The 17,987-nt window shown below is 66.7% G+C and carries 17 protein-coding genes; 11 read left to right on the top strand and 6 right to left on the bottom strand.

Annotation, left to right across the window (positions count from 1 at the left end; genetic code table 11):
* Positions 1-171 precede the first annotated feature (171 nt).
* Positions 172-621 (top strand): DUF6491 family protein, encoded by a 450-nt coding sequence (locus ACZK0Z_RS14310; protein WP_100443617.1) that lies wholly within the window; start codon positions 172-174, stop codon positions 619-621.
* Positions 622-693: 72 nt separating this feature from the next.
* Here the strand turns inward: ACZK0Z_RS14310 and ACZK0Z_RS14305 are convergent, their stop codons facing one another.
* The 3 genes from ACZK0Z_RS14305 to ftsY form a co-directional block, all read right to left on the bottom strand.
* Positions 694-963: an oxidative damage protection protein gene (locus tag ACZK0Z_RS14305; RefSeq protein ID WP_049427989.1), complete on the bottom strand. Its 270-nt coding sequence runs from the start codon at positions 961-963 to the stop codon at positions 694-696.
* Positions 964-968: 5 nt separating this feature from the next.
* Positions 969-2,093, bottom strand: coding sequence for an A/G-specific adenine glycosylase (gene mutY / locus ACZK0Z_RS14300; RefSeq protein ID WP_100443616.1), 1,125 nt, complete (start codon positions 2,091-2,093; stop codon positions 969-971).
* Positions 2,094-2,184: 91 nt separating this feature from the next.
* Positions 2,185-3,486, bottom strand: a complete 1,302-nt coding sequence (gene ftsY, locus ACZK0Z_RS14295) for a signal recognition particle-docking protein FtsY (protein WP_049427985.1) — start codon at positions 3,484-3,486, stop codon at positions 2,185-2,187.
* A gap of 129 nt (positions 3,487-3,615) precedes the next feature.
* Here ftsY and ACZK0Z_RS14290 point away from each other — a divergent pair, with 129 nt between their 5' ends.
* Positions 3,616-3,915, top strand: coding sequence for a hypothetical protein (locus ACZK0Z_RS14290; protein WP_197633520.1), 300 nt, complete (start codon positions 3,616-3,618; stop codon positions 3,913-3,915).
* Between the two features lie 181 nt (positions 3,916-4,096).
* Here ACZK0Z_RS14290 and htpG read toward each other — a convergent pair whose 3' ends face one another.
* Positions 4,097-5,989, bottom strand: a complete 1,893-nt coding sequence (gene htpG / locus ACZK0Z_RS14285) for a molecular chaperone HtpG (RefSeq protein WP_197633688.1) — start codon at positions 5,987-5,989, stop codon at positions 4,097-4,099.
* Between the two features lie 754 nt (positions 5,990-6,743).
* Here htpG and rsmD point away from each other — a divergent pair.
* The 6 genes from rsmD to ACZK0Z_RS14255 all read left to right on the top strand — a co-directional run bounded on the left by rsmD (position 6,744) and on the right by ACZK0Z_RS14255 (position 11,555).
* Entirely contained in the window at positions 6,744-7,322 is a 579-nt protein-coding gene (gene rsmD, locus ACZK0Z_RS14280; protein WP_197633689.1) for a 16S rRNA (guanine(966)-N(2))-methyltransferase RsmD, read from the top strand.
* Positions 7,323-7,348: 26 nt separating this feature from the next.
* Positions 7,349-7,858, top strand: a complete 510-nt coding sequence (coaD, locus tag ACZK0Z_RS14275) for a pantetheine-phosphate adenylyltransferase (protein WP_005409091.1) — start codon at positions 7,349-7,351, stop codon at positions 7,856-7,858.
* A gap of 60 nt (positions 7,859-7,918) precedes the next feature.
* Positions 7,919-8,410, top strand: a complete 492-nt coding sequence (locus ACZK0Z_RS14270) for a hypothetical protein (RefSeq protein WP_197633690.1) — start codon at positions 7,919-7,921, stop codon at positions 8,408-8,410.
* A 132-nt stretch (positions 8,411-8,542) separates the two neighbouring features.
* Positions 8,543-8,824, top strand: a complete 282-nt coding sequence (locus ACZK0Z_RS14265) for a YfhL family 4Fe-4S dicluster ferredoxin (protein WP_004153175.1) — start codon at positions 8,543-8,545, stop codon at positions 8,822-8,824.
* Positions 8,821-10,551: a gamma-glutamyltransferase gene (gene ggt / locus ACZK0Z_RS14260; RefSeq protein ID WP_049429084.1), complete on the top strand. Its 1,731-nt coding sequence runs from the start codon at positions 8,821-8,823 to the stop codon at positions 10,549-10,551. Before ACZK0Z_RS14265 ends, ggt begins: the two co-directional genes overlap by 4 nt.
* A gap of 116 nt (positions 10,552-10,667) precedes the next feature.
* Positions 10,668-11,555: an MBL fold metallo-hydrolase gene (locus ACZK0Z_RS14255; protein WP_005412984.1), complete on the top strand. Its 888-nt coding sequence runs from the start codon at positions 10,668-10,670 to the stop codon at positions 11,553-11,555.
* A 116-nt stretch (positions 11,556-11,671) separates the two neighbouring features.
* On the opposite strand, the gene ACZK0Z_RS14250 is transcribed toward ACZK0Z_RS14255, so the two are convergent.
* Together ACZK0Z_RS14250 and upp are read right to left on the bottom strand one after the other, a co-directional pair.
* On the bottom strand, positions 11,672-11,965 hold the full coding sequence (locus ACZK0Z_RS14250; RefSeq protein WP_012479780.1) for a PsiF family protein: 294 nt from the start codon (positions 11,963-11,965) through the stop codon (positions 11,672-11,674).
* Between the two features lie 171 nt (positions 11,966-12,136).
* Positions 12,137-12,769: a uracil phosphoribosyltransferase gene (gene upp / locus ACZK0Z_RS14245; protein WP_197620661.1), complete on the bottom strand. Its 633-nt coding sequence runs from the start codon at positions 12,767-12,769 to the stop codon at positions 12,137-12,139.
* Positions 12,770-12,985: 216 nt separating this feature from the next.
* On the opposite strand from upp, the gene ACZK0Z_RS14240 reads away from it, so the two are divergent.
* Genes ACZK0Z_RS14240 through ACZK0Z_RS14230 form a run of 3 tightly spaced genes read left to right on the top strand, consistent with a single transcriptional unit; the run spans position 12,986 to position 17,978 of the window.
* Positions 12,986-15,499: a TonB-dependent receptor gene (locus tag ACZK0Z_RS14240; protein WP_219632311.1), complete on the top strand. Its 2,514-nt coding sequence runs from the start codon at positions 12,986-12,988 to the stop codon at positions 15,497-15,499.
* Positions 15,499-16,614 carry an NHL repeat-containing protein gene (locus tag ACZK0Z_RS14235; RefSeq protein ID WP_049426849.1) on the top strand — a complete coding sequence of 372 codons (1,116 nt, stop codon included), beginning with the start codon at positions 15,499-15,501 and terminating at the stop codon, positions 16,612-16,614. The genes ACZK0Z_RS14240 and ACZK0Z_RS14235 overlap by 1 nt, the downstream gene beginning before the upstream one ends.
* Positions 16,611-17,978 carry a purple acid phosphatase family protein gene (locus ACZK0Z_RS14230; protein WP_100443615.1) on the top strand — a complete coding sequence of 456 codons (1,368 nt, stop codon included), beginning with the start codon at positions 16,611-16,613 and terminating at the stop codon, positions 17,976-17,978. The genes ACZK0Z_RS14235 and ACZK0Z_RS14230 overlap by 4 nt, the downstream gene beginning before the upstream one ends.
* The last annotated feature ends 9 nt before the right edge of the window (positions 17,979-17,987 follow it).

The following is a 17,987-nucleotide window of genomic DNA, read 5'->3' as shown; positions in this document are numbered from 1 at the left end:
CCAACCAAGGTTGGCGTCTACCGGAATCCGGCGTTCCGGGCCCGCTTTGATAGAGGCCGACCTTGGTCGACCAGGGCAGCCGCCGACCAGCGGCTGAATGGGGCTGCCGGTCGTCGCGCCGGCGTTGCCAGGCAAGGCGCATGATGGCGGCAGTTCCCCGAGGAGATCGCCATGAAGACCCCGCTTCTGCTGGCCGGCCTCTGCCTGGCCCTGGCCGCCTGTGCCACCACCGGTCGGATCAGCAGCACTGAAAAACTGGCCCTGTACCGCGCCCATGCGGGCGCGCCACAGAATGACATGCAGTTCTTCGGCAGCCTTAATGGCTGGACCGAACTGGGTGACAGCGCGCTGGCGGTGTGGACCCGGCCCAGCGAGGCTTATCTGCTGGAGTTGAGAGGCCCCTGCCAGGACCTGCCGTATGCCACCGCCATCGGCCTGACCAGCCAGATGAACCGTGTCTCGGCGCGCTTTGACAAGGTGCTTGTGCGCGACCCCACCGGCGGCCCGCGCATGCCGTGCTTCATCGACAGCATCCGCAAGCTGGACGTGAAGGCACTGCGCGCCTCCGAGCAGGAGCTGCGCCAGGCGCAGGTGCAGGAGCGCGAGGAAGCCACGAAATAGCGGTTGTGCCGGCCGCTGGCCGGCATCGCACAGATGCCAGGTTGCCGGCCAGCGGCCGGCACTCCCTGTGGGTCAGGCTTCCGGCACGAAGCCAGCCGGCTTTTCCGCGTCCTTCTCGAACAGGAACTTGACCAGTTCGCCTTCCAGGAACGCGCGATGCTCCGGCGTGCGCGGCGACAGCCGGTTCTCGTTGATCAGCATGGTCTGGTGCACCAGCCACGCGGCCCAGGCCTGCTTGCCGATGTTGTTGAAGATGCGCTGGCCCAGCTCACCGGGGTAGGGCACGAAGTCCAGGCCCTCGGCATCGCGTTGTTCGTACTGGCAGAAGACGGTTCGGGGCATGGCACTCACTCGTGGTTGCGGGATTTCTTGGAGGTTCGTTTCGGCGTCTTGATCGTGGCGCCGTCGAGCAGTTTGCGGATCGGCGCCGGAAGGCCCAGCGCGGGCAGTTCGTCGACAGCCACCCAGCGCAGCGTGGGTTCTTCCACGCGCAGTCCGTGTACCTGCCGTGACAATACCTGCAGATGCAGCTTGTAGTGGCTGAAGGTGTGCTGCAACACCGGCAGTTCGTCGGCATCTTCCAGCGAGCCGTCGACATGCGTGTCGAACCAGTCCTGCAGGTCACTGCCCGCCTCGGCCTGCGGCAGCGTCCACAGCTGCGCCCAGATGCCGGTGTCCGGCCGCTTCTGCAGCAGCACGCGCTGCTGGGCGTCGCGCAGCAGCAGGGCGACCGCTTCGCGTTCGGGCAGCGTCTTGCTGGGCTTGGGCGTGGGCAGATCAGTGGTGCGGCCTTCACGGCGTGCCACGCACTGGTCCTGCAGCGGGCAGATGACGCAGGCGGGTTTGGCCCGGCTGCACACGGTGGCGCCCAGGTCCATCTGCGCCTGGGTGTAGTCGGCCATGCGCCCTTCCGGCACGTGTGCCACGTGCGCCTCGGCGATGGCCCACAACTGCTTCTCGATGGCCGGCAGGCCGGGGAAGCCGTCGATGCCGTGGTAGCGGCTGAGCACGCGCTTGACGTTGCCGTCGAGGATCGCGAACGGGTCGTTCCAGGCCTGGCTGAGGATCGCGCCGGCAGTGCTGCGGCCGATGCCGGGCAGGGCGTGCAGTGCATCGAAATCGCGCGGCAGGTCGCCGTCGTGCAGTTCCACGCAGCGCTTTGCAGCGGCATGCAGGTTGCGTGCGCGGGCGTAGTAGCCGAGCCCGGCCCACTGCGCCATCACCGCGTCGTTGCTGGCGGCGGCGAGGTCGGGCAGGGTCGGGAAGTGCTGCAGGAAACGCTGGAAATACGGGATGACCGTGGCCACCTGGGTCTGCTGCAGCATGATTTCCGACAGCCAGACCCGGTACGGGCTGCGCGGGTGCTGCCAGGGCAGGTCGTGGCGGCCGTGGTCGTCGAACCAGTGCAGCATGCGGGCGACGAAGTCGTCTTGCTGGGCGGTGTCGGCGCTGGCGTGCGGCTGGCGGGGCATCGATGTTCCAGAGAGGCAGCCACCCGTGGGTTCACCCTTGTAGAGCCACCCCATGGGTGGCCGCACCAGAGTGCGGTGGCTGCACGGTGTATCAGGCGCCCAAAGCTTCAGGCAGCAGGGCGTCGACGAAGGCTTCCGGATCGAACACGCGCAGGTCTTCCGGGCGCTCGCCGATGCCGGCAAAGCGGATCGGAATGCCGAACTCGCGGGCCAGCGCGAACACCACGCCGCCCTTGGCAGTGCCGTCCAGCTTGGTCACCACCAGGCCGGTCACGTTCACCGCAGCATTGAACTGGCGCAGCTGCGACAGCGCGTTCTGGCCGGTGGTGCCGTCGATCACCATCAGCACTTCGTGCGGGGCGGTGGGATCGATCTTGCCGAGCACGCGGCGGATCTTGCCCAGCTCGTTCATCAGACCGGACTGGGTGTGCAGGCGGCCGGCGGTATCGGCGATCAGCACCGAGGTGCCGCGGGCCTTGCCGGCCTGCAGTGCGTCGAATGCCACCGAAGCGGCATCGGCGTTCTGCCCCTGGGCGACCACGGCCACGCCGTTGCGCTCGCCCCAGGCCTGCAGCTGGGCCACGGCAGCGGCACGGAAGGTGTCGCCGGCGGCCAGCATCAGGCTGTGGCCGTCATCCTTGAAGCGCTTGGCCAGCTTGCCGATGGTGGTGGTCTTGCCGACGCCGTTGACGCCGACGGTGAGCACCACGAACGGCTTGGCGTTGCGGTCGATCACCAGCGGCTTGGCCACCGGCTGCAGGATCGCGATCAGCTCGGCGCGCAGCGCGGCCAGCAGCGCATTGGCATCAGCGAACTCGCGCGACTTCATGCGCTTGCGCAGGCCTTCGACCAGGTCGGTGGTGGCGCCCACGCCGACGTCGGCGGTGATCAGTGCGGTTTCCAGCTCGTCCAGCAGGTCGTCGTCGAGCTTGGGGTTGCGCGAGAACAGGCCGCCGAAGCTGCGTGCGATGACGCTGTTGCGCAGGCGTTCGCGCCAGCCGGGCTTACCGGCCGGCGCCGGAACGGCGTCGACCGAAGCGGCGGCTGGCAGGTCGTCGGCGGCCGGTGCCGGAGTGGATTCAGGCGCCGGTGCCGGTTCGATGGCCGCGGGTGCGATGGGAGCGACGTCGATCACCATCGGAGCTGCCGGAACCGGAGTGGCTGGAGCCTGAATCACCGGAGTGGGCTCGACAGCGACTGGAGCGACGGCTGCTGGGGCCGGCTCGACCGGCGCAGGCTCGACCGGTACGACTACCGGTGCTGGTTCTTTGTCCTCGACCGGTGCGGCCGACGGGAACGCCGCCGCCAGCTCTTCAGCCGAGTAGTGCTGGGTCTTGGGAGCCTCCGTTGCGGGGGCATCCTGGGGCTTCTTGCGGCGGAAAAAACTGAGCATTGGCAAAAGGCGCTGAAATCAGATGGATATGCTACCACTCGGGCCTGTCCGGCCGATGTGGACTCAAGGTCGCGGCCCGCCGGCCGTTAACCGGTCCGGAGGGCTGCGCAGTGCGGCCCGGAGACCGCCATGAACAACGTGATGGGAACGGCACTCAGCGGCATGCGCGCGGCCCAGCAGGGTGTTCAGGTGGCCGCGCACAACGTGGCCAATCTGGCGACCCCGGATGCCGAGCGCCTGCAACTGCAGCGCAGTGCGGTGGAGCAGGGCGGAGTGGAGACGGCGGTGGCCACCACCGGCTCCGATCCGGGCGCGCCACTGGGTGATCTGCTGGCGGCCAAGGCCGAAGTGGTGGCTTTCGCTGCCAACGCCGCAGTGATCCGGCGGCAGGACCAGATGCTGGGCTCACTGCTGGATCGCGAAGCCTGAGCAACCCGCCTCGGCAGGTGCCAACCTTGGTTGGCACGCCCGACCCGCCTCGGTAGGTGCCAACCTTGGTTGGCACTCATGGAGCAGTCGAGCATGGCTCGACTCTACAAAAGCGCGTCACCAAGGTTGGCATCCACCAGCACCCGGTAGCGCCGGGCCATGCCCGGCGCTACCGGGTCGATCAGGCCGACAGCTCCAGCAGCAGCTTGTTCAGGCGTGCCACGTACGCGCCCGGGTCCTTCAGGCTGTCACCGGCAGCCAGTGCGGCCTGGTCGAACAGCACCCGGCCGAGGTCGTCGAAACGTGCGCCATCGCCTTCGGCGTCCAGCTTGGCGATCAGCGGGTGACCCGGGTTGATCTCCAGCACCGGCTTGCTTTCGGGCACCTTCTGCCCGCTGGCTTCCAGGATCTGGCGCATCTGCAGCCCCAGGTCCTGTTCGCCGATGGCCAGCACCGCCGGCGAATCGGTCAGGCGGTGCGACACGCGCACCTCGGCCACGTCGTCGCCCAGCACCGTCTTCAGGCGCTCGACCAGACCCTGCTTGTCCTTGGCGGCCGCTTCCTGTTCCTGCTTGTCGGCCTCGCTTTCCAGCGCGCCCAGGTCGAGGTCGCCGCGGGCGATGTCGACGAAGCCCTTGCCGTCGAAATCGGTCAGGTAGCCCATCAGCCACTCGTCGATGCGGTCGGTCAGCAGCAGCACTTCCACGCCCTTCTTGCGGAACACTTCCAGGTGCGGGCTGTTGCGCACCTGGCTATAGCTCTCACCGGTCAGGTAATAGATCTTGTCCTGGCCTTCGGCCATGCGGCCGATGTAATCGGCCAGCGACACGGCCTGCGCATCGGCGTCGCCACGGGTGGAGGCGAAGCGCAGCAGCCCGGCCACCTTCTCGCGGTTGTTGTAGTCCTCGGCCGGGCCTTCCTTCAGCACCTGGCCGAATTCCTTCCAGAACGTGGCGTACTGCTCAGGCTTGTCGGTGGCCAGCTTCTCCAGCATGTCCAGCGAGCGCTTGGTCAGCGCGGCCTTCATCGAGTCGATGACCGGACCGGACTGCAGGATCTCGCGCGAGACGTTCAGCGACAGGTCGTTGGAATCGACCACGCCCTTGATGAAGCGCAGGTACAGCGGCAGGAACTGCTCGGCCTGGTCCATCACGAACACGCGCTGCACGTACAGCTTCAGCCCCTTCGGCGCGTCACGGTGGTACAGGTCGAACGGCGCGCGGCCGGGCACGTACAGCAGCGAGGTGTACTCCAGCTTGCCTTCGACCTTGTTGTGGCTCCACGCCAGCGGGTCGCTGTGGTCGTGCGCCACGTGCTTGTAGAACTCGTTGTACTCGGCGTCGCTGATCTCGGTGCGCGGGCGGGTCCACAGCGCGCTGGCGCGGTTGACGGTCTCCCACTCGATGGCGGCGCCTTCTTCGCCGCCTTCCTTCGGCATCTGGATCGGCAGGCCGATATGGTCCGAGTACTTCTTCAGGATGCTGCGCAGGCGCCAGCCATCGGCGAAGTCGTGCTCGCCGTCCTTCAGGTGCAGCACGATGCGGGTGCCGCGCTCGGCCTTGTCGACGGTGGCCACTTCGAAATCGCCTTCGCCACGCGAGGTCCAGCGCACGCCTTCGCCTGCAGCCAGGCCGGCACGGCGCGAGGTCACTTCCACTTCGTCGGCGACGATGAAGGCGCTGTAGAAGCCGACGCCGAACTGGCCGATCAGCTGCGAATCCTTCTTCTGGTCGCCGGACAGCTGGCGCAGGAAGTCACCGGTGCCGGATTTTGCAATCGTGCCCAGGTGGGCGATGGCTTCGGCGCGGCTCATGCCGATGCCGTTGTCTTCGATGGTGATGGTATGGGCGGCGGCGTCGAAGCTGACGCGCACGCGCAGCTCGCTGTCGCCTTCCAGCAGGGCAGGCTGGGTCAGGGCCTCGAAGCGCAGCTTGTCGGCGGCATCGGCGGCGTTGGAGACCAGCTCGCGCAGGAAGATCTCCTTGTTGGAGTACAGCGAGTGGATCATCAGCTGCAGCAGCTGCTTGACTTCGGTCTGGAAGCCAAGGGTTTCGGTCTGGGTGGTCTCGGTCATCGATAGGGCTCCATGTGCAATGCCGCGCCAGCGCGTGCGGCCTCGCCAAGGGGTAGGGATGATTGTCCCGAAATCAAGGGGTTGGTCGGGCAGGGCTTGCAGCCCTGCACCTGCAGAGGCCGATGCAACAGCAACAGCGGGCTATCCGTGGGATGGCGGGGCGGTGTGGGTGGGCAGGACACGCCGTAAACCCCCCTCCGGGGGCCGGCCCAGCCGCTGGCGGCTGTGCGTTCGGGCGCTTGCGAAGCGGTGCTTCGCAAGCAAAGCGCCCTCACCCATGGGGGCTCGATGGCGCCTTGCTCGTGTGCGCTGTCCTGCGCACTCAGCAAGACCGGGGTTGGGCGTCCTGCCCAACCCGCCCGAGGCATGCCTCGGGCCCATGGCGCCAACGGTCCTGCCAACCCACACCGCCCCGCCTCTGACAGGTTCACGCGGCTGTTGGTAGGTGTCGACCTTGGTCGACACATCTGTCCGATATCGAAATAAAACTGGGGTCAGATCCGTTTTCCGCAGGAAAACGGATCTGACCCTGCCTGTATGTCGAGCATTGGATCGCGTCTGGGGTGGAGCCCCCTGAGTCAGGGGGCGGCCGCGAAGCGGCGGGGGTGTGGAAGCTGGTAAGTGGGGCCCGCGTTTCGCGCAGCGAAGCGTGGGAGCGACAGCGCGCATGCGTTGGCGCGTCCCCGGGCGCCGCCCGGACGACTACAATCCCGCTCATGCTGAAATTCTCGAATGAACCCCGCCGGGGGCGCCTGTGAGCGGCCGTGCGGGCAACGACGGCCAGGTCCGCATCATCGGCGGGCGCTGGCGCAACACCCGCTTGCCGGTGCCGTCCCTGCCCGGGCTTCGGCCCAGCAGCGACCGCGTGCGCGAGACCCTGTTCAACTGGCTGATGCCCAAGCTGGGCGGTGCACGGGTGCTGGATCTGTTCGCAGGCAGCGGCGCGCTGGGCCTGGAAGCGGTGTCGCGCGGTGCCGCCCACGCCACCCTGGTCGAGCGTGATGCTCAGCTGGGGCGCAATCTGACCGCCGCCGTGGCCAAGCTGCAGGCTACCGAACAGGTCACCCTGGTGCAGGCCGATGCCCTGCGCTGGCTGCAGGACGCGCCGGCGCAGCAGGCCGATCTGGTGTTCATCGATCCGCCGTTCGCCGATGGCCTGTGGCAGGACGTACTGGCCCAGCTGCCGCGGCACCTGGCCGCCGATGCCTGGCTGTACCTGGAATCGCCGGCCGGCCACGTGCCGGTGCTGCCGCCGGACTGGCTGCTGCACCGCGAGGGCGGCACCCGTGAGGTGCGCTTTGCCCTGTACCGCCGCGCCGCTGCTACACTTTGACTTCATCTGAACATCTGCATCCGCCCATGACCGTGGCCAACCGCCGCATCGCCGTCTACCCCGGCACGTTCGACCCGATCACCAATGGTCATATCGACCTGGTCAGCCGGGCCGCGCCGCTGTTTGAGAAGGTCGTGGTGGGCGTGGCGCAGAGCCCGTCCAAGGGCCCGGCGCTGCCGCTGGAACAGCGCGTTCAGCTGGCGCGTGGCGCACTCGGCCACCATGGCAACGTCGAGGTCATCGGCTTCGACACCCTGCTGGCCCATTTCGTACGTTCGGTCCAGGGCGGGGTGCTGCTGCGCGGCCTGCGCGCGGTGTCCGATTTCGAGTACGAGTTCCAGATGGCCAGCATGAACCGACACCTGATCCCCGAGGTCGAGACCCTGTTCCTGACCCCGGCCGAGCAGCACAGCTTCATTTCGTCCTCGCTGGTCCGCGAGATCGCGCGCCTGGGCGGCGACGTGTCCGGCTTCGTGCCGGCCGCGGTGCTCGAAGCCCTGCGCAAGGTCCGCGAAGCGAAGGCGGCACAGTCGTAAGCCCCGCTGTACCCGCACCCCATTACGTACAACACCACGCACCATTCCGGGAGGAAACCCATGAACACCACCATGCGCGCGATGCTGATCGCTTCGTTGGCCCTGGCCTTCACCGCCTGCAAGAAGGAAGAGGCCGCTCCGGTCGACGAGGCCAAGCAGGCCCTGGTCGCCCCGGCCAAGGATGACGATGCAGGCTGGAAGAAGTACCTGCAGGAAGTGGCCATCCAGAACATGGGCAACATCACCAACAGCCCGTTCCTGTACTACCTCTCGCCGGAATCGGACCCGGACTTCCAGTCCAAGTACGAGCGCCAGACCGAGAGCGCGACCCAGGCCGTGGCCCGTGGCGTGCAGCCGGGCAACATGCTGGCCTTCGGTTCGTCGGCCTCGGGCAAGATGGCTGACATGATCCAGGCCGTGTTCAAGGACGTGTCGCCGGATTCGATGAAGGGCGTGCGCGTCGTCTTCATCGGCCAGTCGGCCGACAACGCCCGCGTGCAGGCTGCCATCCAGCCGACCGGTGCCGAGTACATTTTCGTCGAAGCCAAGTAATACCGAGCCATGGCGGCCATGTTCCGGCATGGCCCGGGCGGCGCTCCGCAGGGGCGTCGCTGATGACCTGACCGGCCCGCGCGCCCGCGCTGGCCGGTCCTTTGTCCCAGGGCGCGGGCGAGGAGTATCGCCGTGTCGCTGAAAATCAACGAGCTCTGCGTCAACTGCGACGTATGCGAGCCGGCCTGCCCGAACCAGGCCATTGCGATGGGTGAAACCATCTACGTGATCGACCCTGCGCGCTGCACCGAATGCGTGGGTCATTTCGACGAGCCACAGTGCGTGGTCGTCTGCCCGGTCGAGTGCATCGATCCGGACCCGGAGATCGTGGAAACGGAAGACCAGCTGCTGGCCAAGCTGCGCCAGCTGCAGCACGATCACCCCGAACTCTATGCGGAGCCCCCATCCGAATGAAGACGCTGATCGTCCGCCCCCTGTTGCTGCTCGGCCTGCTGCTGAGCCCGATTGCCTGGGCCGACAGCCCGGCCCGTGCCGAGCGCCCCGATGGCGCGGCCATTGCCAGTGGGCACGCGCTGGCGACGCAGGCCGGCATCGACATCCTGGCGCAGGGCGGCAACGCCTTCGACGCCGCGGTGGCAGTGTCGTCCACGCTGGCGGTGGTCGAGCCGATCAGCTCCGGCCTGGGCGGTGGCGGCTTCTTCCTGCTGCATGACGCGGCCACCGGCAAGGACGTGATGCTGGACGCGCGCGAGACCGCGCCGGCCGCTGCAACGCCGCAGGCCTTCCTCGACAAGCAGGGCAACCTCGACCGTGACCGCTCGGTCAACGGTGCCTGGTCGGCCGGTATTCCGGGCCTGCCTGCAGCGCTGGTCGAATTGTCGGCCAAGCATGGCAAGCTGCCGCTGTCGGCCTCGCTGCAGCCAGCCATCCGCATCGCGCGCGAAGGTTTCCCGGTGTACGACCGCATGGCCAAGGGCTATGCCTCGCGTCGTGAGGTGATGGAGCGCTATCCCGGCACGCGCGAGGTTTACCTGCGCAACGGCAAGCCGATCGCCACCGGTGACCTGTTCAAGCAGCCGGAACTGGCGCAGACGCTGGAGCGCCTGGCCGCGGGTGGCTTTGATGGCTTCTACAAGGGCCAGACCGGAAAACTGCTGCTGGCCGGGGTGAAGCAGGCTGGCGGCAAGTGGACCGCTGAAGAGCTGGCCGGCTACCGCGTGAAGCAGCGCGAGCCGATCGTGTTCAACTACAACGGCTGGAAGATCACCACTGCGCCGCCGCCGTCGTCCGGTGGCATCGCGCTGGCCAGCATGCTGCAGATCCTGGAAGGCTGGGACATCAACAAGATGGACCCGGCGCACCGCACCCACCTTGTGGTGGAGTCGATGCGCCGTGCCTACCGCGATCGCACCTTCTTCCTCGGCGATCCGGACTTCGTGCAGATCCCGCAGAAGGTGCTGACCAGCAAGGATTACGCACAGGGCCTGCGCGCCACCATCCATCCGGAGAAGGCTACGCCCAGCGACCTGCTGTCGGGCAATCCGACCCCGCTGGAAGACGACGAGACCACGCACTTCTCGATCATCGACCGCGACGGCAACCGTGTCGGCGCCACCCAGACCGTCAACCTGCTGTACGGCTCGGGGCTGATTCCGAAGGGCACCGGCGTGCTGCTGAACAACGAGATGGACGACTTCGCGCTGAAGCCGGGCACGCCCAATGCGTTCGGTGTGATGGGCTACGAGGCCAATGCACCGAAGCCGGGCAAGCGCATGCTCAGTTCGATGACGCCGACCTTCATGGAGAATGCCGACAAGGTGGTGGTGCTGGGCACCCCGGGTGGCAGTCGCATCATCACCATGGTGCTGCTGGGCATCCTCGGCTACGACGCCGGGCTGGATGCGCAGCAGGTTGCCGCGCTGCCGCGTTACCACCACCAGTGGCTGCCGGACCTGATCGAAGCCGAGGACGATGCGTTCGACGCGGCGACGGTGAAGCAGCTGCAGGCGATGGGCCACAAGATCGACCTGCCGGGCAACGTCGCCGCCGGCGGCCGCGGTTCCAGCCACGTGTGGGGCAACCTGCAGACCGTGGAATGGGACCGCAAGGCCAATAGACTGTTCGGCGGCAGCGACCCGCGCAACCCGGTCGGCAGCGCCCAGGTCGTGCCGGCCCGCTGATGCGGCGGTAGCGCCGGGCCATGCCCGGCGGACGCAAACCTTGAAGCCCCGCCACGGCGGGGTTTTCTGTTTTCTTCCTAGCGATTATTTAACGAGCCGGCGCCGATAATCAGCCCATGAAACTCTGGTCTATTCGTGGAAACTCGCAACGCCTCGATGGCGGCGCGATGTTCGGCAACGCGCCGCGTGCGTTGTGGGAAAAATGGGCGGCACCGGACGAGCTCAATCGCATCGAGCTGGCCTGCCGTGCGCTGCTTGCCAGCCCGCTGGAAGGCAAGACAGTGCTGTTTGAAACCGGTATCGGCGCATTTTTCGATCCGCGCATGCGCGAGCGTTACGGTGTGCAGGAAAGCCAGCACGTGCTGATCGATTCGCTGCGCGAGGCCGGTTTCGAGCACGAGGATATCGACGTGGTGGTGCTCAGCCACCTGCACTTTGATCACGCCGGTGGCCTGCTGGCGGCGTGGAGCGAAGGGCGTGAGCCGGAACTGCTGTTTCCCAACGCGACCTATGTGGTCGGTGCGCAGCATTGGCAGCGCGCCATGCAGCCGCATCCGCGCGACCGCGCCAGCTTCATTCCGGAGCTGCCTGGCCTGCTGCAGGCCAGTGGCCGCCTGGAAGTGGTGGACGGCGAGTACTCGAAGGTACTGGGTCGCAGCGTCCGCTTCAGCTACAGCGATGGTCACACGCCGGGGTTGATGCTGGCCGAGATCGTCGGCCATGCGCACGCCGGCGAGGATGCGCACGGCGGGGTGGTGTTCTGTGCCGACCTGATTCCCGGCCGCTCCTGGGTGCATGTACCGATCACCATGGGCTACGACCGCAACGCCGAACTGTTGATCGACGAGAAGCGGCAGTTCCTTGAGGACAAGCTGGCGCGCAACGTGCATCTGTTTTTCACCCACGATCCGCAGGTGGCACTGGCGCAGCTGGGGCGCGATGACAAAGGCCGTTTCGTGACCCTGCACGAGCAGGGCGAACTGAAGGCGCGCGCGCTGGGGTGAGGGGTGTTGTCGGCGGGGCTTGCAGCCCCGCCTCTGACAGTTGGCTGCGATCTGTCGGGGTCGGATCCCGTTGCTGTGCAACGGGCTCTGACCCCATTCGATTGAACTGGACTGTCTTACGACGCCTTCAGGCAGCTGCTCATGAAGGTCTTGCGCGCATCACCGGCCAGCTTCTTGGCACCCGCGTCAGCGTTGCACTTGCGCATGCGTTCCTGCTGCGCATTGGCCGGCTTGGCTTCGGCGGCGTGGCCACTGAGGCAGGAACTCTGCGCGGTCTTGTAGGCGTCACCCTTCAGGCCCTTGTTCTTGGCCGAGCAGTCGGCCATGCGCTGCTGCTGCGGCGTGGTGGCATTGGCGGCCAGGGGCAGGCTGACCAGCAGGACAGCAGCCAGCAGGAATGAAGCTTTCATCGGGGACACTCCAAGCGGTGGCGGGTGCGCGGAGCATTGGCCTGCTGGCAGCAAGGCCACGTGAAGAAACGTGCCCCGGCCGCCGCAGCCGGCCTGTAGTACAGCGCTTGGGGTAGCGCCTGGGGTCAGATCCCTTTCGGCACGAAAGGGCTCTGACCCCGGTTCGCCGGATCAACCGACGCGGGTACCGAAGATGCGATCACCGGCATCGCCCAGGCCCGGCAGGATATAGCCCTTGTCGTTGAGCTGGGCGTCGATGGCCGCGGTGTAGATCTCCACGTCCGGGTGCACGGCCTTGACCGCCTCGATGCCTTCCGGCGCGGCCACCAGGAAGATGCCCTTGATGCGGCGGGCGCCGGCACGCTTGAGCATGTCGATGGTGGCGATCAGGGTGCCGCCGGTGGCCAGCATCGGGTCCAGGATCAGCGCATCGCGCTCTTCCAGTCGGCCGGTCAGGCGCTCGAAGTAGGGCACCGGCTGCAGGGTTTCCTCATCGCGCTGCAGGCCGACCACGCTGACGCGCGCGGCCGGGATCAGCGACAGCACGCCGCTGAGCATGCCCAGGCCGGCGCGCAGGATCGGCACCACGGTGATCTTGGCACCGGCGATGCGCTGCACGGTGACCGGACCGGCCCAACCGGGCAGGGTGTGCGGTTCGGTGTCCAGGTCGGCGGTGGCCTCGTAGGCCAGCAGGGTGCCCAGCTCGTTGGCCAGTTCGCGGAAATCCTTGGTGCTGAGCGCGGCGTTGCGCATCAGGCCGATCTTGTGCCGCACCAGCGGGTGGCGCACTTCGACGATCTTCATGGTCGGGAAGGGGAAGAAGGAGAGAGGCCGCCATTTTGCCGGATTGGGCGCACAACCCCAAACCGGGGCCGGAGACGGCCTGCATGAAATGTGCAGATGCATGTCATTGCCATGCAACCTTGCGGACATACCGTGCAGACCCATTCTTAACAGGAATGGGGATTCCCAGTGCATATCAAGACTCCGTTGGCCGTTGCCATCACCCTGACCCTGGCGATGGGGGCTGCCGCACCGCTGCAGGCCGCCGGGCAGCAGGCGGTCGCCGCCACCGGCGCCGTGGCCGCCGATGCGGTCGACCTGGACCGCATTGAAGTGCGCGCCCAGCTTGAATCGCAGATCCGCGCAGTGGACCTCAAGCGCAGCAGCGACGCGATCGAAGACGCGGTGTCCTCCGACGCGCTGGGCCAGTACCCGGACAAGAACGTGGCCGAGTCGCTGCAGCGGCTGCCGGGCATCAGCGTCACCCGCGACCAGGGCGAGGGCCGCTTCGTGGTGATCCGTGGCCTGGATGCCAATCTCAACAGCGTCAGCGTGGATGGCATCGCCGTGGGTACGCCGGAGGATTCCAGTCGCGCCGCCCCGCTGGACGTCATCCCGTCCGATTCCACCGAGCGCCTGCGCGTGGTGAAGTCACCCACCCCGGACATGCCCGGCGACGCCATCGGCGGCGCGGTGCTGGTCGAGTCGGCCTCGGCCTTCGACCGTGACGGCCGCAGCCTGCGTGGCAAGATCGAAGGCAGCCATCAGCAGCTGTCCGGTGAAACCAGCCCGAAGGCGGCCTTCAACTACAGCGAAGTGTTCAACGACACCTTCGGCGTGGCGCTGGGCGTGAACTACCAGAAGCGCAAGTTCGAGTCGGACAATACCGAAGTGGAGTACGACGGCGAGGATGACGCCGCACCGGGCGACGTCACCGCGATCAACCTGCAGCACCGCAAGTACGAGATCGAGCGCAAGCGCATCGGCGCCAACCTCAACCTCGACTGGCGCCCGAACGAAGACAGCAGGTACTACCTGCGCACGCTGTACAGCCAGTTCGACGATGCCGAAACCCGCCAGCGCGTGATCTTCAACTTCGACGACGCGAAGATGGTCAAGACCGGCACGGACCAGTACCGCCTGGATGGCATGCCGAAGGATTCGATCGACAAGCGCATGCGCTATCGCACCAAGAAGGAAAACACCTTCGCGGCCAGCCTGGGCGGTGAGAACAAGCTGACCAACGCCGTGGTCGACTACAAGGTGGGCTACACCCGCACCGAAGAGCGGGTGAACGATGAGATGGAAGCGCGCTTCAAGCTCAGCGGCAAGGCCTTCAATGGCACTCTTGACCAGAGCAGCCGCCTGCCCAGCTACAGCTTCGACAATCCGCAGTGGCTGGACAACAGCAACTACGCCTTCGACCGCTTCGTGCTCTCGCCCAAGCAGGTCAATGACAAGGAACACAGCGCGCAGGTCAACGTGCGCTTCGACGGCGACAGCGGCAGCATCAAGATCGGCCTGCTGGGCCGCTGGCGCGACCGCGACGTCAATGTCGACGAGAACGAACTGCGGGTCGGCCCGAAGGTCGCGCTGTCGAGTTGGAGCACCTCCTCGCCCGAACACCGCCATGGCAACCTGGGCGACGGCATGGACTCGGCGGCGATGCGCGCGTTCTGGGCGGCCAATGGCAGCCAGTACAGCGCCCGACCGCAGGACATTGGCGGCAACGCGATGACCTCGCTGGAAGAAGACTACGTGGCCAGCGAGGACATCTTCGCCAGCTACGCGATGGGTACCTGGGACATCGGCGCACTGCGCATCATCGGCGGCGTGCGCGTGGAGAACACCCAGTTCAAGGCGACCGGCAACCAGGTGGACGTGGCGGCCAACGGCCGCAGCTTCACCGTCACCCCGCGCGTGGCCAACAGCAGCTACACCAACGTGCTGCCGGGCCTGCACCTGCGCTACGACGCCGCAGACGACTGGGTGCTGCGTGCCTCGGCCAACAAGACCGTATCGCGCCCCTCGTTCGGTGACATTTCACCGCGCGTGGGCTACAGCCGGGGTGACGAGGAAGTGCGCCTGGGCAATCCGGAACTGGACCCGTACGAATCGAAGAACATTGACCTGTCGGTGGAGAAGTACATCGGCACCAGCGGCATCGTCTCGCTGGGCCTGTTCCACAAGTCGATCGACGGCTACATCGTGGAAACCGTGCGCACCAATGATCCGGCCTACGGCGGTTTCGACGTGACCCAGCCGATCAACGGCCGCAAGGCCACCGTGCGTGGTGCCGAGTTCAACTGGCAGCAGCAGCTGGCCTTCCTGCCTTCCGGCCTGGATGGACTGCTGGTCGGTGCCAGCGGCACCTGGCTGGACACCACGTTCGATGCCGGCATCAAGGACCGCCCAGGCGAGGACTTCACCCTGCCGCGTGCCTCCAAGCACGTCTACAGTGCCCATATCGGCTATGAGAAGTACGGTCTGAGTACGCGGCTGGCGGCGGTATACCGCAGCGAGTACCTGGACAGCATCGGCAAGGGCCGCGCCTTCGACATCTACGTTGCGCCGAACACCCAGCTCGACTTCTCGCTGGACTACAAGTTCACTCCACGCGTGAGCATGTACCTGGAAGCACAGAACCTGCTGGACAAGCCGCTTGAGCTGTACCAGGGCACGCGCTCGCGCACGCTGCAGATGGAAGAGTATGGCCGTACCTACGTGCTGGGCCTGAAGGTGGCACTGTGATGGGGCGTCGCATCACCGTCATGGCCGCGGCGCTGACGGCTGCCCTGCTGGCGGGCTGCACGCCGGGCTCCAGCAACGATCCGTCCGTGGCCAAGCCCGGGGCAAAGGCCACGGCCGAGCGTGCGGTGACCACCATCGCCGAGGCATTCCTTTCGCCGATGACGCCGGCCGACAACATCGATTCGCCCGCCGCCTGGCGTGCACCTGACGGAAAGCTGTGGCTGATCGCCACTGCCAAGGCCACCGACAAGCTGGTGGTCTACGACGGCAGCAGCGGCCAGCACCTGCGCGACGTAGGCAGCAGCGGCACCGCGCCAGGGCAGTTCGACCGCCCAAACGGCATCGCGGTGACCGACGATCTGCTGTGGATCGTGGAGCGCGACAATCACCGCGTACAGGTACTGGGCCTTCCGGACTTCACCCCGCTGGCGACCTTCGCTGCGGACGACCTGCGCAAGCCGTACGGGCTGTGGGTCGACCGCCGTGCCGATGGCTACAGCGTCTACGTCACCGACTCCTGGGACAACGGCGAGGATGCACAGGGCCGTGACATCCTGCCGCCGCTGGAGGAACTGGACAAGCGCGTGCGCCAGTACCACGTGACCCGCGACGGTGCGAAGGTCGAAGCGAAACTTGTGGCCAGCATTGGTGACACCACGGAGGCCGGCGCCCTGCGCGTGGTCGAATCGATCTGGGGCGACCCCGAGAACGACCGCCTGCTGATCGCCGAGGAGGACGAGAGCTACGCCAGCGAGTTCAAGGTCTACACGTTGGCGGGGCGTTTCACCGGCACCACCTTCGGCCGTGATGTGTTCAAGGCACAGGCCGAAGGCGTGACCCTGCGCACCTGTGGCAAGGACGGCTGGTGGATCACCACCGAACAGGGCAAGCAGCGCAGCGTGTTCCACTTGTTCGACCGCCATACCCTGAAGCCCGTCGGCGCGTTCCAGGGCAATACCGTGGCCAACACCGATGGCATCTGGATGATGCAGCAGCCCAGCGCGCGCTTCCCCCATGGTGCGCTGTACGCGGTGCACGACGACCAGGGCGTGGTGGCGTTCGACTGGGAGAGCATCGCCAAGCAGCTGGCGCTGCCGCTGGAGTGTGGCGCATGAGCCGGCGTTGCGTGATGCGCACGCTGGTGTTTGGCCTGCTGTTGGCCGTGCCGTCGCTGTCGTTCGCGGCGGCTGAACCGAACACCCAGGTGCCGGCGGGCAGCCGCCATTACGCGGCAACCACGGTGCCTGACCGCATCGTGGCTTCGCCTGCAGCCGATCCCAGCCACGGTTTCGCCGTGGCCTGGCGCACCGACGGCAGTGTGCAGGCGCCGCTGCTGGAAATCGCCCTGGCCGGTGATTCACCCGCCATCGAGGGCATCCGCCAGATCCGTGCGACGACCCGCACACTGCAGACAGAAAACGGTGTATCGCACCATCATCGCGCCGACATCGATGGCCTGAAGCCGGATACGCAGTACGTCTACCGCGTGCAGGGCAATGGCAGCTGGAGCGCCTGGAACCAGCTGCGCACGCTGGCTGCGCCCGACCAGCCGCTGACCCTGCTGTACTTCGGCGATACCCAGAACAAGAACGTCAGCCATGTCAGCCGCCTGGTGCGCGCTGCGCAGAAGGCCGCACCCGGGGCACGCCTGAGCCTGTTCGCTGGCGATCTGGTCAGCGGCGGCGACAACATGGATGACAGCGAGTGGGGGGAGTGGTTTGCCGCCACCGGTTGGCTCGCGCAGGAAACGCTGGTGGCGCCGGCGATCGGCAACCACGAGTATTTCGAGGAGTTCGAGGACACCCCGCAGGAGCGCCGCGTGCTGGGCAGGCACTGGCCGGTGACGTTCGCGCTGCCGGGCAATGGTGCTGCCGCGGCACGGCAGACCAGCTACTGGTTCGATGCGCAGGGCGTGCGCGTGGCGGTGGTCGATGGCACATCGGCACTCGACCTTGGCACGGCCAAGGCACAGGCGCAGTGGCTGGACAAGGTGCTGACCGGCAATCTGCAGCCGTGGACCCTCGTACTGCTGCACCAGCCGTTCTATTCGCCGCGCGAAGGCCGCGAGAACGCCGCGCTGCGCGACGTGCTGCTGCCGGTGGTACGCCGCCACAACGTCGATCTGGTGCTGCAGGGCCACGATCACACCTATGGTCGCCGTGGCGAAGGGCAGGCCGCGACGCCTCAGTACGTGGTGACTGTAGCCGGACCGAAGCAGTACCGCCTGTCCGATGAAGCGCGCAGGACGATGAACCCAGTGGCCGAAGACACCCAGTTGTTCCAGGTGTTGAACATCGACCCGCAGCGCTTGCGTTATGAAGCGCGCACCGTGACCGGCCGTCTCTACGATGCCTTCGAACTGCGCCGCGATGCCAAGGGGGGAAAACAGCGCATGGAGCTGACCGAAGGCCGCATCACGCCGCGTGACTGCCCGCGTGCGCAGACTGCCAAGGGCCGCGCTGATCGCTGCTGGGAATGAGGAGATCCA

It is taken from the genome of Stenotrophomonas sp. 116085_Sma (assembly GCF_056479585.1).
Note: the sequence above shows the minus strand (reverse complement) of the source record. Positions and strands in the feature narration are given on the sequence as shown.

Coding starts and splice junctions, on each gene's coding strand:
- ACZK0Z_RS14255 (WP_005412984.1), top strand. CDS start 10,668: ATGAAACTCTGGTCTATTCGTGGAAACTCGCAACGCCTCGATGGCGGC.
- ACZK0Z_RS14310 (WP_100443617.1), top strand. CDS start 172: ATGAAGACCCCGCTTCTGCTGGCCGGCCTCTGCCTGGCCCTGGCCGCC.
- coaD (WP_005409091.1), top strand. CDS start 7,349: ATGACCGTGGCCAACCGCCGCATCGCCGTCTACCCCGGCACGTTCGAC.
- ACZK0Z_RS14290 (WP_197633520.1), top strand. CDS start 3,616: ATGAACAACGTGATGGGAACGGCACTCAGCGGCATGCGCGCGGCCCAG.
- ACZK0Z_RS14230 (WP_100443615.1), top strand. CDS start 16,611: ATGAGCCGGCGTTGCGTGATGCGCACGCTGGTGTTTGGCCTGCTGTTG.
- ACZK0Z_RS14250 (WP_012479780.1), bottom strand. CDS start 11,965: ATGAAAGCTTCATTCCTGCTGGCTGCTGTCCTGCTGGTCAGCCTGCCC.
- upp (WP_197620661.1), bottom strand. CDS start 12,769: ATGAAGATCGTCGAAGTGCGCCACCCGCTGGTGCGGCACAAGATCGGC.
- ACZK0Z_RS14235 (WP_049426849.1), top strand. CDS start 15,499: ATGGGGCGTCGCATCACCGTCATGGCCGCGGCGCTGACGGCTGCCCTG.
- ftsY (WP_049427985.1), bottom strand. CDS start 3,486: ATGCTCAGTTTTTTCCGCCGCAAGAAGCCCCAGGATGCCCCCGCAACG.
- mutY (WP_100443616.1), bottom strand. CDS start 2,093: ATGCCCCGCCAGCCGCACGCCAGCGCCGACACCGCCCAGCAAGACGAC.
- ACZK0Z_RS14305 (WP_049427989.1), bottom strand. CDS start 963: ATGCCCCGAACCGTCTTCTGCCAGTACGAACAACGCGATGCCGAGGGC.
- ggt (WP_049429084.1), top strand. CDS start 8,821: ATGAAGACGCTGATCGTCCGCCCCCTGTTGCTGCTCGGCCTGCTGCTG.
- htpG (WP_197633688.1), bottom strand. CDS start 5,989: ATGACCGAGACCACCCAGACCGAAACCCTTGGCTTCCAGACCGAAGTC.
- ACZK0Z_RS14240 (WP_219632311.1), top strand. CDS start 12,986: ATGGGGGCTGCCGCACCGCTGCAGGCCGCCGGGCAGCAGGCGGTCGCC.
- ACZK0Z_RS14270 (WP_197633690.1), top strand. CDS start 7,919: ATGAACACCACCATGCGCGCGATGCTGATCGCTTCGTTGGCCCTGGCC.